Annotated in this window: 15 protein-coding genes and 1 tRNA gene; 7 read left to right on the top strand and 9 right to left on the bottom strand. The window is 70.0% G+C overall.

Going from position 1 to position 16,796, the window contains the following annotated elements:
* Window positions 1–163 precede the first annotated feature (163 nt).
* On the top strand, window positions 164–460 hold the full coding sequence (locus ACH01S_RS21475; protein WP_067894005.1) for a hypothetical protein: 297 nt from the start codon (window positions 164–166) through the stop codon (window positions 458–460).
* 1,327 nt (window positions 461–1,787) lie between these two features.
* Here the strand turns inward: ACH01S_RS21475 and ACH01S_RS21470 are convergent.
* Window positions 1,788–2,666 carry a GntR family transcriptional regulator gene (locus ACH01S_RS21470; protein WP_169809326.1) on the bottom strand — a complete coding sequence of 293 codons (879 nt, stop codon included), beginning with the start codon at window positions 2,664–2,666 and terminating at the stop codon, window positions 1,788–1,790.
* A gap of 115 nt (window positions 2,667–2,781) precedes the next feature.
* Between ACH01S_RS21470 and ACH01S_RS21465 the strand changes: the two genes are divergently transcribed.
* The 3 genes from ACH01S_RS21465 to ACH01S_RS21455 are packed head-to-tail and all read left to right on the top strand — an operon-like array spanning window position 2,782 to window position 5,776.
* The gene (locus ACH01S_RS21465; protein ID WP_246236491.1) at window positions 2,782–4,323 is read left to right on the top strand and encodes a replication initiator; all 1,542 of its coding nucleotides are present in this window, start codon (window positions 2,782–2,784) and stop codon (window positions 4,321–4,323) included.
* Window positions 4,320–4,508 (top strand): excisionase family DNA-binding protein, encoded by a 189-nt coding sequence (locus ACH01S_RS21460; protein WP_246236490.1) that lies wholly within the window; start codon window positions 4,320–4,322, stop codon window positions 4,506–4,508. Before ACH01S_RS21465 ends, ACH01S_RS21460 begins: the two co-directional genes overlap by 4 nt.
* Complete coding sequence (locus ACH01S_RS21455) at window positions 4,508–5,776, top strand: tyrosine-type recombinase/integrase (RefSeq protein ID WP_067894000.1); 1,269 nt, start codon at window positions 4,508–4,510, stop codon at window positions 5,774–5,776. Before ACH01S_RS21460 ends, ACH01S_RS21455 begins: the two co-directional genes overlap by 1 nt.
* On the opposite strand, the gene ACH01S_RS43695 is transcribed toward ACH01S_RS21455, so the two are convergent.
* The 4 genes from ACH01S_RS43695 to ACH01S_RS21435 all read right to left on the bottom strand — a co-directional run bounded on the left by ACH01S_RS43695 (window position 5,777) and on the right by ACH01S_RS21435 (window position 8,278).
* Window positions 5,777–6,514, bottom strand: a complete 738-nt coding sequence (locus tag ACH01S_RS43695) for a hypothetical protein (RefSeq protein ID WP_148344156.1) — start codon at window positions 6,512–6,514, stop codon at window positions 5,777–5,779. It abuts the gene before it with no gap.
* A gap of 110 nt (window positions 6,515–6,624) precedes the next feature.
* Window positions 6,625–6,698, bottom strand: a tRNA-Pro gene (locus ACH01S_RS21445).
* Between the two features lie 75 nt (window positions 6,699–6,773).
* Window positions 6,774–7,382, bottom strand: a complete 609-nt coding sequence (locus ACH01S_RS21440; RefSeq protein ID WP_067893995.1) for a class I SAM-dependent methyltransferase — start codon at window positions 7,380–7,382, stop codon at window positions 6,774–6,776.
* Entirely contained in the window at window positions 7,382–8,278 is an 897-nt protein-coding gene (locus ACH01S_RS21435; protein WP_067893992.1) for a metallophosphoesterase, read from the bottom strand. Before ACH01S_RS21435 ends, ACH01S_RS21440 begins: the two co-directional genes overlap by 1 nt.
* 103 nt (window positions 8,279–8,381) lie before the next feature.
* On the opposite strand from ACH01S_RS21435, the gene ACH01S_RS21430 reads away from it, so the two are divergent.
* On the top strand, window positions 8,382–8,834 hold the full coding sequence (locus ACH01S_RS21430; protein WP_067893989.1) for a GatB/YqeY domain-containing protein: 453 nt from the start codon (window positions 8,382–8,384) through the stop codon (window positions 8,832–8,834).
* 45 nt (window positions 8,835–8,879) lie between these two features.
* On the opposite strand, the gene ACH01S_RS21425 is transcribed toward ACH01S_RS21430, so the two are convergent.
* Complete coding sequence (locus ACH01S_RS21425) at window positions 8,880–11,123, bottom strand: penicillin-binding protein (RefSeq protein WP_083980957.1); 2,244 nt, start codon at window positions 11,121–11,123, stop codon at window positions 8,880–8,882.
* A 408-nt stretch (window positions 11,124–11,531) separates the two neighbouring features.
* On the opposite strand from ACH01S_RS21425, the gene ACH01S_RS21420 reads away from it, so the two are divergent.
* Window positions 11,532–11,843, top strand: coding sequence for a WhiB family transcriptional regulator (locus tag ACH01S_RS21420; RefSeq protein ID WP_067893986.1), 312 nt, complete (start codon window positions 11,532–11,534; stop codon window positions 11,841–11,843).
* Window positions 11,844–12,237: 394 nt separating this feature from the next.
* On the opposite strand, the gene bagB is transcribed toward ACH01S_RS21420, so the two are convergent.
* Window positions 12,238–13,401, bottom strand: a complete 1,164-nt coding sequence (gene bagB, locus ACH01S_RS21415) for an ATPase BagB (protein WP_067893983.1) — start codon at window positions 13,399–13,401, stop codon at window positions 12,238–12,240.
* A 19-nt stretch (window positions 13,402–13,420) separates the two neighbouring features.
* A complete protein-coding gene (gene bagA, locus ACH01S_RS21410) occupies window positions 13,421–14,416 on the bottom strand; it encodes an ATPase BagA (RefSeq protein WP_083980974.1) in 996 nt (331 codons plus the stop codon).
* A 241-nt stretch (window positions 14,417–14,657) separates the two neighbouring features.
* Between bagA and ACH01S_RS21405 the strand changes: the two genes are divergently transcribed.
* Window positions 14,658–15,698, top strand: a complete 1,041-nt coding sequence (locus tag ACH01S_RS21405; protein WP_083980956.1) for a slipin family protein — start codon at window positions 14,658–14,660, stop codon at window positions 15,696–15,698.
* An 18-nt stretch (window positions 15,699–15,716) separates the two neighbouring features.
* On the opposite strand, the gene ACH01S_RS21400 is transcribed toward ACH01S_RS21405, so the two are convergent.
* Window positions 15,717–16,664 carry an NADP-dependent oxidoreductase gene (locus ACH01S_RS21400; RefSeq protein WP_067893977.1) on the bottom strand — a complete coding sequence of 316 codons (948 nt, stop codon included), beginning with the start codon at window positions 16,662–16,664 and terminating at the stop codon, window positions 15,717–15,719.
* Window positions 16,665–16,796: the final 132 nt, after the last annotated feature.

Genomic DNA, 16,796 nt, shown 5'->3' with positions numbered 1-16,796 from the left:
GTCTGGCCCCTCTCTGGCTCCCTGGCCGGTGCCTCCGAGAGATCCAGCGAGAAAGACAGGCTCAGAGCCATGGAACGGGCGGCACCCATCGCCGGTCAACCCGGTTCGGCGGCGGCGCTCGGTGCTGCTCCTGTCCATCCCCGCACTCGATGGAGGACGGCTTATGGCAACGGAAATCTCGCAGGTGACGGAGGCGCGACGGCTGCGCGTCTGGGCGTTGGCGCAGGCGCTCAAGTCGCACGGGTACGCGGTGGAGGTGGCCGAGTCTGACCCGCTGCTCGCGGTCCCGGCTTCCTCCGGGTCGCCGGTAATGGTGCGGTGTGATCAGCGGATGGCCTGTGGCGGTGAGTTGTGGTTCGCGTTCCCGGGCGGTGGTGCGATCGCTCCGGCCGCTGACGAGCACTTGCCCGATGTGGTGGTGGCGGTCAAGGGCAAGCTCGCCGCGCAGGCTGATGGGTGAGCACTCCGCCTCGGGTGCGGTCACCTGGTACGGGCGCGCTACCGGGGCATGGTGGGCGCTGGTGCCGTTGTCGAGTGGGGGGGGCGGCTGGTGGAAGCGGCCAATCCGCGTGAGCTGCGTGAGGCGCTAGAGAATCCGGCGGCCTGGCCGTGGCCTCGGCCCAAGTTCCTGGCTCGCCCGTCCGGTCCGTGATGGCGTGAGGGCCGCGGCTTCCCTTGCGCGCTGACAGGGTCGGGGCCGGTCGATGGCCGCAAGGCCACCCCGTAGGGGCGACCGCAGAGAGTCAGCCGACGCCGTTGCGGCAATTCCGTCTCAAGCGTCGTCGGACGTTGAAGCCGCTGCCCGGCTCCTGCGCGGCCTGTCCCGTGTGGGGGCCTGCCTGGGGTTGCGCGGTGCGGTACGTGCGGACCGTCCACGGCGGGGCGGGGCGGTGGTCGGGGCCGCGCCGCGAACGGCCCCTAGGCCGCACGCGCAAGGCGCGGCGGCCGTCCACGGCCCCGCCGCGCGGTGGGCGGGCCCAGCCACGCACCCGGCCCCCACACACCCGGTGAGATCTGGGCCGTGAGTGTGGGATGTGCCGCGCGTTGAAGCTGGACGGTTCCGGACTTGCGCGGGGGCGGGGGCCGCTAGCCTGACCGGCGAACGGGCTGGCTCCTTGCCTGCCCGCAATGGCCCGACGGCGGCCCCCGCGAGGGGTCCCCGCGCAAGTACGGAACCGGCCAGCGGCACTAGCCGGTGACCTCGCGGAGGGGTGCTGCTGGGGTAAGCTGGGGCCAGTCTCCTGACTCGCGTAGTGGAATTAGGAGACGGCAGCCCCTCATTTATTTGGACGTGTGGCGCCAATCATCCATTTGGGTGCTTGGCGTCTTTTGCGTTATGAGGGAAATATATTTAAGCAAGGAGGTGAAAGCATAATGAGCACTATCGCCATGGAAGTGGGACGGACGGTGCGACTCGCTATCAACACGTGGGGTCGCACCGTCCGTCTCATGGCCCTGCTCGTGTTGGCCGCACTTGCAGGAGCCGCGTTCCTCGCGGTGTACCGCTCACCGTTGATCGCCTGGTAGCAGGACCTGCGAAGAGTGTGGGCTTGTACAGAGCACCACTCTGTACAAGCCTACACACGCGCGAGCAACTACCCCTGGCGGGCTCAAGGACGATGCGGCCATATGACACGGGGCGCGGTCCGATCTCCCGCAGCCGGTCTCGGGCAAGGTGATCTGACCACCTCAGGTCTTTAGGGGAGGCTCAAGCGGAGGATCCGGTGCCGAGCCAGCCGTGCGGCCCGTCAGGGCCGCCTTGAATCAGTGAAGAAAGTATGAGCCCGTTAGATCAGCAGGGCTATGGCTTCGTCGGCTAGTTCCTCGGGGTTGAACAGTTCGTTCGGGTCGTCGGCGAGTTCTGCACCGTGTCCGATCTCGAAGTGGCTGGCTGGTGCTTTGACCTGTGTGGATTCCAACAGGCGGCCGTGTCGGTCGATCTGGGTGCGCGTCACCAACACGATGGCGTCGGCGTAGCTCATGCCAAGCCGGGTGCGTTCGTCTTCGTAGGCCAGTCGGGCGGTGGTCAGGGTGATCCATCGCACTGGGCCCCGGTTGCGCTGGAGGCTGTCGTAGAAGAACTTGGGGCGTTTGCGGTACTGGTGGAACCGCTTTTGATCGTCCCAGTCGGGAACCAGTTCGGCGTCGGCGTAGGAGTCGATCTCGACTCGGCCGCCGAACGGGAAGCGCCACAGGCTGTGGCGGTGTATCACGGACTGTCCGGGCCGGACGCCGCACAAGGGCGCGGTGTTGCGCGTGGCGTTGATTCGTTCGCCGTGGAACGGCTCTTCGGGCATGTCCTTCTTGGCGAGTTCCCAGCCGAATGCGCGGATCTCGGGATGGTAGGCGGGTGAGGCCAGGTCGGCGCGGTTCTGGTTGCTGATGAGGATGAGCCGCCGCTCCGGTGTGGGCCGTACGAACGATCCTCGGCCGCGCATGACGTAGGCGAGGCCCTCGGACACGAGTGTCTCGATGGCCTTGCGGACGGTCGGGCGTGACACATCCCAGCGGCGGACCAGCTCCGGTTCGCTGGGCAGTGCTCCGCCTGGGGGATAGCGGCCGTCCAAGATGCCTGTGCGCAGGTCAGCGGCAATAGTGCGCCAGCGTGCGTCCTTGTCCGCGTCCGTGCTGCCACCTGGTCCGGCGCTGTCGTCGTCTGCCTGCATGGCCCGTCCCTTCGAGAAAAGTCGCTCGACTACTTGTACTACAGGTTGCAATTCAGCGTCCATGTCGGGCAACCTGTAGTACAAGTAGTGATCCCTGGGCGAGGAGTGGGTCTGCGTGACCGAGGAGCACAGCGCTTCGGAGGACGAGACGACCGACAACGAAGGGAAGGGGATGTCGGGTGAGGTGCCGCCCTGGCTGCGGGCGGTGGCCGAGGTGGCGTCGGCACCGGGATACGAGCGGTGGACACACCAGGTAGCGGCAACGGGCGGGTGCAGCGCACCGGTTCGCCTGGTGGGCGAATCACAAGTGATCGACCAGAGCACGGGCGAGGTCGTGCACGTCTACCGGACGGCGGACGAGCCGACCGGACACCTTCTGGTGGCGTGCGGGAATCGGCGGGCGTCGGTGTGCCCGGCCTGCTCGGAGGTCTACCGGCGGGACGTGTTCCACGTCATCCGCTCCGGCCTGTCGGGCGGCAAGGGCATCGGTGAGCACGTCAGCACGCGCCCGCGCGTGTTCGCCACCCTGACCGCGCCCTCGTTCGGCGCGGTGCACGCCCGGCGGGAACGCGGCGGTGAGCCGGTGGCCTGCCGTCCCCGCCGGGTTAAGGGGAGGTGCGTGCACGGTGCGGCCGAACACTGCGGGCTGCGGCACGACCAGGACGACATCCTGAACGGTCAGCCCATCTGCGCAGAGTGCTACGACTACGTCGGCGCGGTGCTGTGGCAGGCGCACGCGGGCAAGCTGTGGCACTACTTCACGCTGGAACTACGGCGAGAGCTGGCACGACTGGCGGGCCTGTCCCGTCGCCGGTTCAACCAGCTCGTGCGGCCCTCGTTCGCCAAGGTCGCCGAGTATCAGCGGCGCGGCCTGGTGCACTTCCACGCAGTGATCCGCCTGGACGGCGCGGCCGGTCACCAGGAGCCCCCGCCCGACTGGGCGACTGCGGAACTGCTGACCGAGGCGATCCCGACGGCGGCGCGCCGGGTGGTCGTGATGTCCCCCGATCCAGAGACGGGTCACCGTGCGCTCGGCTGGGGCGACCAGATCGACGTCCGACCCATCGACGTCCACGGCGACGGGCAGGGGCTCAGCGATCAGGCCGTGGCGGGCTACATCGCTAAGTACGCCACCAAGGGCGCGGAAGCGTCCGGCACCATCGACCGGCGTCTGACCTGCGGCCGGTGCAAGGGTGCGGGCGGCATCGACGGAACGCACGGCCGGTCAGTCTGCAAGCGCTGCGCCGGGCTAGGAACCAGCGGCGGACTCGACCTGGACCGGCTCCCCGTCACCGCGCACGCCCGGCGCATGATCCGGACCTGCTGGGACCTGGGCGCGCTCCCGGACATGCAAGACCTGCGGCTGCGGCCCTGGGCGCACATGCTCGGCTTCCGGGGCCACTTCGCGACCAAGTCCCGGCACTACTCGATCACCCTCGGCACGCTGCGGCAGGACCGTGCCGACCATCGCGCCGCCGAGTCCCGCGAGCGGCACGGGCTCCCGGCACCGGACAGCACGCTCGTCCTGGCGCACTGGCGATTCGCCGGACAGGGCTACACCGACGCAGAGCAGATCCTCGCCGACCACATCGGCCAACGGGCGCAGACCGCGCGCCGCATCGCCGCCGAGCGTGCAGAGGAGGAGGGCTGCGCGTGATCCCGGCGTCTGGCGACTACCTCACCATCGACGAGACGGCCGTCCTCCTCAAGATCAGCCGCTGGAAGCTCTACGACCTGCTCCGTAACGGCGACCTGGCCTCGTTCCGCATCGGCCGCCGTCGACTCATCCCCCGCACCGCGATCAACGACCTGGTCCACCGACTGATGGAAGAGGCTGCCTGATGACCGGCTCCCCTGACCAAGCCCGCAAGGCGAGCACGCGCAAGGCTCGGGGGCGTGGCCGCGCGAACGGGGAAGGCTCGATCTTCCCCTACCGAAACGGCTACGCCGCCTACGTCTGGGTCACCACCCCGGACTGCAAGCGCACCCGCAAATGGGCCTACGGCAAGACACGCGACGAGACCCACGAGAAGTGGCTCAAGCTGCACGATGCGGCGCGCAAGGGCCCGGTCGCGACCAAGTCCCCGACCCTCGGCGACTACCTCGCGGACTGGTTGCGGGAGGTGGTGGTCCCGCCGAACTTCGCGCCGCTGACCTGCTCGACGTACGAGACCCTGACCCGGCTCTACATCGTGCCGGGCCTCGGTAAGAAGCGGCTCGACAAGCTCACCGTCCGGGACGTCCGGGCCTGGCTGAATGAGCTCCGTGAGACCTGCCAGTGCTGCGCTCAAGGCAAGGACGCCCGGCGGGACGAGAAGCGGCGGCGGTGCTGCGCTAAGGGGCAGTGCTGCAAGCAGTACGCATCAGAGCGGACGATCCGGGACGCTTGGACGGTCCTCCGTAGCGCGCTGACGAACGCGGTCACGGAAGAACTGATCCCGAAGAACGTGGCGGGCCTGGTCCGCGTGGCCAAGCCTCGTGTCCGCAAGAACAAGCCGTGGTCTGTGGATGAGGCACGCCGGTTTCTCGAATCCGCGCGGAACGACGGCGACCCCATGTACGCCGCGTACGTGCTGATCCTCATCCTCGGCCTGCGCAAGGGCGAGGTTCTCGGACTGCCGTGGGACGCTGTCGACCTCGATGCGGGGGAGATCGACGTGGCGTGGCAACTCCAGCGCGTTCGTCGTGAGCTTCTACACAGGGAGACCAAGACCGAAGCTTCGGACGCGACCCTTCCGCTCCCCGGAATCTGCGCGACTGCGCTGGTGCTGCGACAGAAGCGCCAGGAGCAGAGCAAGGAGGCGGTCGGCGATGACTGGACGGAAACGGGCCTGGTCTTCACCACCCGCTACGGCACTCCGATCGATCCCCGGAACTTCAACCGGAGCTTTGACGAGCGCTGCGCCAAGGCCGGTGTCCGGCGGATCAAGGTGCACGACACCCGGCACACCTGTGCCACCCTGCTCGCCGCGCTGGACGTCCATCCCCGGGTGGCGATGCGCATCCTGCGGCACGCGCAGATCGACGTGACGATGGAGGTCTACACCGAGGTCTCCGACGCCAAGACCCTCAAGGCACTCAAGCGACTCGGGCGGCAATTCGACGTGTAGTTAATCAGCGGAGTTGGGCTTCGGAGCAGCAGCGTCGGGAGGGCGGATCAGATCCTCTGCCCCCTTGCACCACTGTACGAGTTCCTGGTGCTGCTGCTTCGGGTTCTTGAGGCAGAGTGAGATAAGGTCCTCGGCGAACTTGAGTGCAGTCTGGGCGTTTTCAACACTGAACATCACGAAGCGCGGTTCCATAGCGAGTCCGATGGGATGCCGGGCTGGCTCAACGAACCTGGCTGGTTGATGCACGGCCTGGTCCCGGAAGCGAAAAATTTGATCAAGTCCGTTCCGGGCCCTCTTCTGCTGGTCAGGCTTGAGGACGAATGCTCTCTTGAGAGTCTCGCAGATGCTGGCTGGGCGCGATGACGACTTCACCTTGGTCCCGGATGCATGCTCCACGACGGAGGCATAGAAGCCGTCCAGGGCAAAGGCGACTGCCGATAGGGCGATCATTGACGCGCGGAACTCTTGTTCGAGCGCAGCGCTAAAAGAGGGCTCGTCCTCAGAAGGGATTGCGACCAGCGTCTTTCGTGCCGAGGTGGCCTCCGCAGAAGCGTCTCGTCCGGCTGCCAACCAGTGGTGCCATGCGTCCGTGCGCACCTCTACTTGGACGCTGCTGTCCAAGCGCCCATCTTCTGTGAGGGAGAGCTGAAGGTTTCGGATACGCAGCGCTCCGCCGTTCGGAAAGTACAGCCCTCGGTGATCTGCTTCGGAGATGGGGGCGTCGTCAGTCTCAGGCATGTCGTACGACTCCGCAGTCTGCGGTTCGGTGGGCCGGGGTTGCTGTATTTCGCTGCTGTATGGAGATCAAAAAGCCCCCTTCCAAGATCGGAAGGGGGCTTTGACCTGGGTCGGGGTGGCGGGATTTGAACCCACGACCTCTTCGTCCCGAACGAAGCGCGCTGCCAAGCTGCGCTACACCCCGGTGGTGGCTGCCCGGGAGTCGTACGTTCTCCCGGCGCCTAGTACACCTTAGCGGATGGCCGGGGGTGGTGCGTCCCTAATTAGCTGGGCGGTGGGCGGTGAAGCCGGCCACGGCGCCGTTGGGGGTCAGGTGGACGTCGGTCAGGCTGGCGGACGTCAGCCAGGTGCGGAGGTCGGCGAGGGTGCCGGACGGGCCGAAGTAGCCCCGGCGGCGCAGGAGGGCGTAGAGGGCGTCTGTGCGGCGGCTCGTGCCGAGGATGAGGGTGGTGCCGCCGAGGGTGCCGCCGGGGCGGAGGACGCGGGTCAGCTCAAGCACAGCGGCGGCGGGGTCGGGGAGGCAGTGCAGGCCGTTGTAGGTGACGCAGGCGTCGAAGGTGCCGGACGGGAAGGGGAGGGCGTAGATGTCGGCCTGGACGAGGGTGGACGTCCTGCGGCGGGCGCGGTCGAGCATCGTGCGGGAGAGGTCGGCGGCGACGTGGCGCGGGTTGTCGCGGACGGCCACGCCGCCGCCGCAGGGGATGTCGAGGGTGAGGGCCGAAGGGTCCTGGGCGGCGATCGCCCGGTGGAGGTGGCGGATGTCGTAGTTCCAGAGGAGGCGTGCGCCGAGGCGGGCCAGGACGGGGTTCTGGACGACGCGGTCGTAGCCCGTGGCGGAGCGGCGGCCGGTCTTCCAGTGGAAGGGCATCAGCGGGGGACGAGGGTGAGCAGCGACGCCTCGGGCGGGCAGCAGAAGCGGAAGGGCGCGGTCGGGGACGTCCCGAGGCCGGCGGAGACGTGCAGCCAGGAGCCGCGGTGCCGGTGCAGGCCCTTCACGCGGGGGCGGTCGATGCCGCAGTTGGTGGCGAGGGCGCCGTAGAAGGGGACGCAGACCTGTCCGCCGTGGGTGTGCCCGGCGAGGAGGAGGTCGTAGCCGTCGGCGGTGAAGCGGTCGAGGTTGCGGGGCTCGGGGGCGTGCATGACGCCGAGGTGGACGTCCGCCTGCGGGTCGACCGGGCCGGCGATCTTGTCGTAGCGGTCGCGGTCGATGTGGGAGTCGTCGATGCCGCCGAACTCGACGTCCAGCTCGCCGACCTTGAGGCGGCCGATGCGGTTGTTCAGGTCGAGCCAGCCCGCGGCCTGGAGGGACGACCCGAGCTCGCGGTAGGGGAGGTCGGGTTCGCGGCGCCTGCGCGAGTAGTCGGACTTGCTCGTCCGCCAGATGTAGCGGAGGGGGTTCTTGAAGCGCGGCGAGTAGAGGTCGTTCGAGCCGTAGACGAAGACGCCGGGACGGTCGAGGAGGGGCCCGAGGGCGTCCAGGAAGGGGCCGATGGCGTCGCGGTGCGAGAGGGTGTCGCCGGTGTTGACGACGAGGTCGGGCTCAAGCGCGTTCAGGGAGCGGACCCAGTGGATGAGGCGGGACCGTCCGGGCGTGAGGTGCGCGTCGGAGATGTGCAGGATCTTCACCGGCGGGCGGCCGGGCGGCAGCACCGGAACGTCCACCCGGCGGAGGCGGAACCAGTTCCGCTCGATCACCGAGGCGTACCCGAAGGTCGCGGCGCCCGCGCCCAGCAGGGCGAGGGGGACGGCGTGAAACTTTCGCACACCTCCATGCTTCCAGAGATGTGCACCTCTCGGTAATCCCGATGAGGCTTCCGGTGCGGCCGGATGTGGGGGGACGCCGCCCCGTACGGGCATCATGTGGTGCATGACCTTGAAGGAGAAGCTGGAGACCGACCTCTCGGCGGCGATGAAGGCGCGGGACGAGGTGCGCGTCCGCACCCTGCGCAGCGCGCTGACCGCGGTGAAGAACGAGGAGGTCGCCGGCAAGCGGGCGCGCGAGCTGTCCGACGAGGACGTGGTCCGGGTGCTGACCCGGGAGGCGAAGAAGCGCCGCGAGGCCGCGGCCGCGTTCGCCGACGCGGGACGCGACGCGCAGGCCAGGGCGGAGCGGGACGAGGGCGGTGTCCTGGAGGACTACCTGCCCGCGCAGCTCACCGACGAGGAGCTGACCGCGCTGGTGGCGGACGCGATCGCCGCGACGGGCGCGGCCGGACCGCGGGCGATGGGCCAGGTCATGAAGGCCGTGAACCCGAAGGTCGCCGGGCGCGCCGAGGGCGGCCGCGTCGCCGCGGAGGTGAAGCGGCAGCTCACCGCGTGAACGAGGGAGGGCCCGGCGCGCGTGCGCCGGGCCCTCCCGCTGTCGTCAGTTGCCGCCCCACGGGGGCCAGCCGTCGCCGCCGGGGCCGTCGCCGCCCTTCTTCTTCCCGTTGCTCACGTACAGGATGACCGTGGTCCCGGGCGGGACCTCGGTGCCCGCGGCCGGGGACGTCGACACGACCGTCCCCTTCGGCTGGTCGGACGGGACGGACCCGGACGCCACCTTGACCCGCAGGTCGGCGCCCTGGAGCTTGGCCGTGGCCGCCGCGATGGTCAGCCCCTTCACCTGCGGGACGTCGGTCGTGTCGCCGAAGTCGCGGGACGGCGTCTGGAAGCCGGGCGCGGGCAGCCCGGCGAGCGCGCCGCGCATGCTCTGCTGCCAGATGCCGCCGGGGATGTCCGCGCCGTAGACGCCGTACACCTTGTACTGCCAGGGGCCGCGGTAGTCCCAGTAGGCGGTGGCGGCGGCGAGGTTCGGGGTGAACCCGGCGAACACGGCGCAGGTGAACTCCTCGCAGGTGCCGGTCTTGCCCGCGGCGGGGCGTCCGATGCCGCGCCCGGCGGCCGTCCCCTTGGTGAGGACGCCCTGCAGGATCGAGTTCACCTTGTCGGCGACGGCGGTGTCGACGGCCTGGTGGCAGTCCTGCTTGGGCAGCTTGAGGTGCTTGCCCGTCGGGTCGACGACCTCCGTCACCGAGACGGGCGCGCAGTACTTGCCGCGCGCCGCGAACCCGGCGTAGGCGGCGGCGAGGTGCACCATGTCGATGTCGTTGACGCCGAGGACCTGGGACGCGATCGGCAGCAGCGGGTTGCCGTTGCCCTGCTTCATCCCGAACTTCTCGGCCATCTTCACCGCGTTGCAGACGCCGACGCGCTTCTCCAGGTGCGCGTAGAACGTGTTGACCGAGTGCCAGGTGCCGGTCTTGAGGTTGAAGTTGCCCTGCTCGCTGTCGCCGGCGTTGGACAGCGTCCACGTCCCGCCGCCGATCATCGCGCCCTTGACGGACTTGCCCTGGTACATCCCGGTGTAGCGGCATGCCTGGAAGCCGCCGACCGTCGTCGTCTGCGGCGAGTTGATCGTCGTGCTGACCGGGATGCCCTGGTTGAGCGCGGCGGCGAGCGTGAAGACCTTGAACGTCGAGCCCGCCGACACGCCGTTGCCGCCGCCGTGCGCGGAGTCGGCCGCGAGGTTGATGGTCGTCCGGCCCTTGCCGGGGCCGAACCGCTTGCTGAGCCCGATCGCCTTCACCCTGCCGGTGCCCGGCTCGACCATCGCCTCGGCGGCGACGCGGTTGCCGTTCGGCGGGACGGTGCCGCGCAGCGTCCGGTCGACGGCCTGCTGCTGCCTCATGTCGAGCGTGGTGCGGATCGTGTAGCCGCCGCGGTTGAGGTCGTTGACGATCCTCTGCTGCTGCTTCGGCTTGAGCTCCCAGTACTTGCCGTCCGACAGGATGTTGAGCATGTCGTACTTCACGTACTCGCAGAAGTACGGCACCTTGCTGGACTCGCAGCCGCCGACCGGGTCGGTGCGGTTGAGCTGGATCGGCTTCGCGGCCTCCGCGTCGGCCTGCGGCTTGCTGATGTGGCCGAGCTGCGCCATCCGGAACAGGACGGTGTCGCGCCGCTTGCGCGCGTCCTTCGGGTTGCGGATGGGGTCGTAGGCCGTCGGGTTCTGCGTGATGCCCGCGAGCAGGGCCGCCTGCCCCAGGGTGAGCTGGGACGCGGGGACGCTGAAGTACCGCTTGGCGGCCGCCTGCACGCCGTACGCGCCCGCGCCGAAGTAGGCGATGTTCAGGTAGCCCTCAAGGATCTGGTCCTTGGTGTAGCGCTGCTCCAGGTCGAGCGCGTAGCGCAGTTCGCGGAGCTTGCGGCCGACCGTGGTCGCGGTCGCGTCGCGGTACTCCTCCGGCGTCCGGGCCGCGTCGACGAGCAGGTTCTTGACGTACTGCTGCGTGAGCGTGGACCCGCCCTGCGTCTGCTCGGACTCGACGTTGGACGCCAGCGCGCGGATCGTGCCCTTCAGGTCGAGGGCGCCGTGCTCGTAGAAGCGCGAGTCCTCGATGTCGATCATCGCGGTGCGCATGATGGGCGCGACCTGGTCGAGCCGGACGGACTCGCGGTACTTGTCGAAGAACGTGGCGATCTGCTTGCCGCCCGCGTCGTACATCACCGTCTTCTCGGACGGCGGCGTCGTCTTGAGGCGGCTGTCCATGTCCTCGAAGTTGTTCGCGGCGTCGCGGGCCGTCAGGCCGGCGCTGCCGACGCTGGGCAGCGCGATGAAAGCGACCAAGACACCCGCGACGACCCCCGCCCCGAGCAACCTCAACAGCGTGGACGCAGCCTTGACCCGATCAGTGTTCGCAACCCGCACGGGGTCTAGAGTACGCGGGACGAGCTGTGCATTCGGGACAGGTCTCCCGAGGTCGAACGTACCGCCTTCAGGTTGGCCGGGACGTACGTCCGTTATGCCCTCATGATGACAACCCGCGCCGTGTCTGGCGCGTCAACTACAGGTAACTAGTCCGTTCCGGCGGTATGGCCCTGGTGGGCTATATCGAGAATGGGCCCATCGGGGGCTGTTGAATCGTCCCTCGCTTCCGTAAGTTCTTCCCCACGGCTTTCGTTTGGCGGCCTGACGTCCGCGCCCGTCCGGCCAAGGAGCGCAAATCGACACAGACCCTAGGGGAGTGGGGCCAAGATGTGGATCACGGATTGGACCGCCCGCGCCGCCTGCCGTAACGCGGATCCGGACGCCCTGTTCGTGCAGGGTGCGGCGCAGAACCGGGCCAAGATGATCTGCCGCGGTTGTCCGGTGCGCACGGAGTGCCTCGCCGACGCCCTCGACAACCGGATCGAATTCGGTGTCTGGGGCGGGATGACCGAGCGGGAGCGGCGCGCGCTGTTGCGTCGGCGGCCGGACGTGCGATCGTGGCGCGATCTGCTGGAGACCGCCAAGGAGGAGTACGAGCGGTCGGTCGAGGTCGAGGAGCAAGAACTCGTCGCCAGTTGAGGCCGCGGCTCGTCCAATAAAGCGTGGCATCGGGCCCGCACCGTTTTGGTGCGGGCCCACAGCCGCGTCCGCCCGGTGACTCATTACCGGGGTGGCGCGGGTCACCGTCCCGCCGACGATTTCCGGCGGCCGGACGGGGGTCGGTGAAGAACCCTCGCTTTGGCTGGCCGACTTGTCGGGTTTGTGCATTTCGGTGATCGAACCCGCGCCAGTCCGTCGCGACCGCGCCGAGCCCTTGTTCCAGTGGCCGCGCCCTTGTTCCAGTGAGTGAAATGGGCTCGGCGACGCCTTATCCAGGCACGCGTCCAGCTTCCGCGTCAGGCTGCGGGTCGGCCGACGCGGAGGTCAGGCGATGCGTGGGTCAGGCGATGCGTGGGCCAGGCGACACGTGGGGTCAGGCGACGGCGGAGGGTGGGGTGGCGGGGGCGGCGGCCAGGTCCTCGCCGACCCAGCGCAGGCCCTCCAGGTCGTGGACGTCCTCCGCCTGCGCCGGGACGGCCGTCACGGGCACCGTCGGGTGCGTGGACGCGAAGTGGTCGCGGAGCCGCTCCTCGCGGGCGGCGAGCTGCATGCGGTCGGTGTGCATGCGGAGCAGCGCGGCGGTCAGCCGGTGCTCCCCGCGCTCCTCCAGCGTCTCGGCCGCGGCCTGGCTGCGGGCCGCCGACAGCACGTCCGCCGCCGACTCGTGCACCCGGTTCACGACGAGCCCGGCGAGCGGCATGCGCTCCTCCGCGAGCCGTTCGACGAAGTAGGACGCCTCGCGCAGCGCGTCCGGCTCGGGCGCGGCGACGACGAGGAACGCCGTGCCGGGGGTCTGCAGGAGCTGGAACGTCTTCTCCGCCCGCTCCCGGAACCCGCCGAACATCGTGTCGAACGCGGCGACGAACGTCTGCACGTCCCGCAGGAGCTGGACGCCGAGCACCTTGTTGATCACGCCGGTGAACATGCCGAACCCGGCGCTGATCACCTTCACGCCGAACCGGCCGCCGGTCTTGGCCGGGGCCGCGAGGATCTTCATGAAGCGGCCGTCGAGGAAGCGGCCCATGCGCTCGGGGGCGTCCAGGAAGTCGAGGGCGTTCCGGGACGGCGGGGTGTCCACGACGATCAGGTCCCAGGCGCCGGAGCGGTGCAGCTGGCCGAGCTTCTCCATCGCCATGTACTCCTGCGTCCCCGACAGGCTGGACGACAGCGACTGGTAGAAGGGGTTCGCCAGGATCTGCTTCGCGCGGTCGGGGTCGGCGTGCGCCTCGACGATCTCGTCGAACGTCCGCTTCATGTCGAGCATCATGGCGTGCAGCTCGCCGTCGCCCTCGACCTCGATCTTGCGCGGGTTGTTGTCCAGCTCGGACAGGCCCATCGACTGGGCGAGGCGGCGGGCCGGGTCCACGGTGAGGACGACCACGTCCCGGCCCCGCTCGGCGGCGCGCAGGCCGAGCGCGGCGGCCGTCGTCGTCTTGCCGACGCCGCCGGACCCGCAGCACACGATGATCTTCGTGCGGGGGTCGTCGAGCAGCGCGTCCACGTCGAGCGCGGGCGGGGTCTTGCCGGTCGGGCTCATCCGTTCACCTCTGCCGGTGTCATGCGGCGCCCTGGGCGCGGAGGGCGGCGGCCAGGTCGTAGAGGCCCGCGAGGTCCATGCCGTCCGAGAGCAGGGGGAGCGTGTAGCGGGGGCGGTCGATCGACTCCAGGCGCTCCTTCTCGCGGCGCTGGAGGGCGGTGCGGCGGGCGTGGTCGGCGGCCTCGGCGGCGAGGACGGCGGCGATCGACTCCGCGTCGTGCTCCAGCCCGGCGGCCTTCACGCCGCGGACGATCTCGTCCAGGTCGAGGGCCCCGGCGGCAGCGGCGGCGAGGTCGTCCTCGGTGAGGACGGGCGGGTGCTCCATGTTCACGATGACGCCGCCGATGGGGAGGCCGACCTCGGTGAGGTCGCGGATCCCGTCCATGGTCTCCTGGACGGGCATCTCCTCCAGCAGCGTGACGAAGTGGACCGCCGTCTCGGGGCTGCGCAGCACCTTCATGACGGTGTCGGCGTGGTTGCGGACGGGCCCCATCTTCGCCAGCCCGGACACCTCGTCGTTCACGTTGAGGAACTTCGTGATCCGGCCGGTGGGCGGGGCGTCCATGACGACGGCGTCGTAGATGAACGAGCCGTCCCGCCTCTTGCGGCGCACGGACTCGCTGGTCTTGCCGGTGAGGATGACGTCGCGCAGGCCGGGCGCGATGGTGGTGACGAAGTCGACGATGCCGAGCTTGGTCATCGCCTTCCCGGCGCGCTTCAGGTTGTAGAACATCTCGAGGTACTCGATGAGCGCCTCTTCGGTGTCGACCGCGAGCGCGTAGACGTCGCCGCCGTCCGGGGCGACCGCGACGCGGCGCTCGCCGTAGGGCAGCGGCGGGCAGTCGAAGAGCTGCGCGATGCCCTGCCGCCCCTCGACCTCGACGAGCAGGACCTTGCGTCCTCCGGCGGCCAGGGCGAGCGCCAGCGCGGCCGCGACGGTGGTCTTGCCCGTCCCGCCCTTCCCCGTGACCACATGGAGGCGTACGCCGTCCCAGTCGGTGTCTCTCGCGCTCACCCGATCGACCATATCGTCCACCCGACGGACACTTCAGACCGCGCCCGCCCCTCTGCAAGTGATCCCTGACACGGTTCGTTCAAGATCGTTCGCTTGGACGTTGTACTTCGGCTTGCCCGCGCGGTTAGCTGGAAAACGTGAACCGCCCTGCGGGAGGTTCCGACTGGATTCCACGGGTCCAGGCAGAGTCGGGGCGGGGGACGCTCCCCGGCCCGCCGTCCACGCGAGAAAGGTGCCCGTGATGGAAGCGGTGGCTCTAGTCATATTGCTGGTCGTCGTCGTCGGAGCGCTGATCGTCCTGACGTCGTCGATCCGCGTCGTGCAGCAGTTCGAGCACGGCATCGTGTTCCGGTTCGGCCAGGTGCAGCGGGGCGGCGAGCTGCGCCGGGGCGCGGTCCGCATGCCCGGCATCACGGCGATCGTCCCGATCGTCGAGCGGATGCAGAAGGTCAGCCGGCAGACGGTCACGATGGGCGTCCCGGGCCAGGACGGCATCACCCAGGACAACGTGAGCGTCCGCGTCGACGCCGTCGTGTACTTCCGGGTGATCGACCCGGTGAAGGCGATCGTGAACGTCCAGAACTACGGGTACGCGGTGTCCCAGGTGGCGCAGACGTCGCTGCGGTCGGTCATCGGCCAGGCCGACATGCAGGAGCTGCTCGGCGAGCGCGAGAAGATCAACGCCCGGCTCCGGACGATCATCGACGAGATCACCGAGGGGCCGTGGGGCATCCTGATCGAGCGCGTCGAGATCAAGGACGTGTCGCTGCCGGAGGGCATGAAGCGGTCCATGGCCCGGCAGGCGGAGGCGGAGCGGGAGCGCCGCGCGCGGATCATCACCGCGGACGGCGAGTTCCAGGCGTCCAAGCGGCTCGCCGCGGCGGCGGAGATCATGTCGCAGGACCCGGCGGCCCTGCAGCTCCGCCTGCTCCAGACGGTCGTCGAGGTGTCAGCGGAGAAGAACAGCACGCTGGTCATGCCGCTGCCGGTCGAGATCCTGCGGTTCTTCGACAAGGTCGCGGGCGGTTCGCCCGCGAGCGGCTCCGGCGGCGGCGAGGGCGCCCCGGACCTCGGGGAGCGGCTCGCCAAGGCCGAGCAGGAGCTGGCCCGCGCCGCCGAGGCGCCCTCGACGCTGGAGTCGGCCGAGGACGTCCCGCCGGTCATCGGGCTGGACGAGCCGAAGCCGCACCACGACTCCGGCGCGCCGCGCGGCATCACCGGAGGCGGCGGCGGAAACGGCGGCGACGGCGGCGGCGAACCGCAGGGGCCGTCCCAGACCTGACGGCCCCCGCGCCCGGGTTCAGGGGACGAGGACCAGACGGCCGCGCAGGCCGCCCGCCGCCAGCCGCTCGTGCGCCTTGACGGCCTCGGTGAGGGGGAGTTCGTCGGCCACGCGGAGGGTGAGGTGACCGGCGTCCGCCAGGTCGGCGAGCTGGGCGAGACCGCCGGCGTCGGCCCTTATCCACACGTTGTGGACGGTGATCCCGCGCAGCGGCGGAGGGGTGGCCGGGCCCCCGATGACGGCGGCGAACGCCCCGCCGTTTCGGACGGCGTCCAGCGCGCGGACGGACAGCGGGGCCGCGTCGAGCGCCCCGTCCACGCCGCCGGGGACGAGCGCCCGGACCGCGTCGCCGAGATGCGCTCCACGCGGCACGAACTCCGCCGCGCCGAGCCCGCGGACGAGCGCCTCGTCCGCCGCCGACGCCGTCGCGACGACCCGCACCCCGCGCCGCGCGGCGAGCTCGACCGCGTAGCCGCCGACCGCCCCCGCGGCGCCGGTGACCAGGAGCGTCCCGCCAGGCGGGACGCCGAGCCGGGCGAGGGCCTGGAGCGCGGTCAGGCCGTTCAGCGGGATCGTCGCCGCCTCCGCCGCCGACGCCGACCGGGGCGCGTGGGCGACGGCGGCCGCGTCCAGGACGACCGCCTCCGCGTACGTGCCGACCGGCACGTCGAGCCGGTCCCGGACGCCGATGACCCGGTCGCCCGCGGCGAACCCGGTCACTCCCCCGCCGACCGCGTCGACGGTTCCGGCGACGTCCCAGCCGATGCCGGTGGCCGCCCGCTCGCCGACGGGAGGCATGAGGCCCGCGTCGGCCAGCGCGCCCGAGCGGGTGGCGGCGTCCACGGGGTTGACGGCGGCGGCCGCCACCCGGATCCGGACCTGGCCCGGTCCGGGGACGGGCTCGGGGACGTCGGCGACCTCCAGCGCCGCCGGGCCGCCGGGCGTCCTGACGATGATCGCGCGCATGCCGAAACTCCTAGCTGCAAAGGGATGTGGGGATGTCGCGGGGAGAGCCCCCGCATCGCCCACTGTCGCCGGAAGATCGGCGGCCCGGAAGGAGTTACCTCGGAGTGCGTTCGGCACCCGGAGGTGAGCCCG

The sequence above is a fragment of the Actinomadura chibensis NBRC 106107 genome (assembly GCF_001552135.1).
Classification (GTDB): Bacteria; Actinomycetota; Actinomycetes; order Streptosporangiales; family Streptosporangiaceae; genus Spirillospora; species Spirillospora chibensis.
Note: the sequence above shows the minus strand (reverse complement) of the source record. Positions and strands in the feature narration are given on the sequence as shown.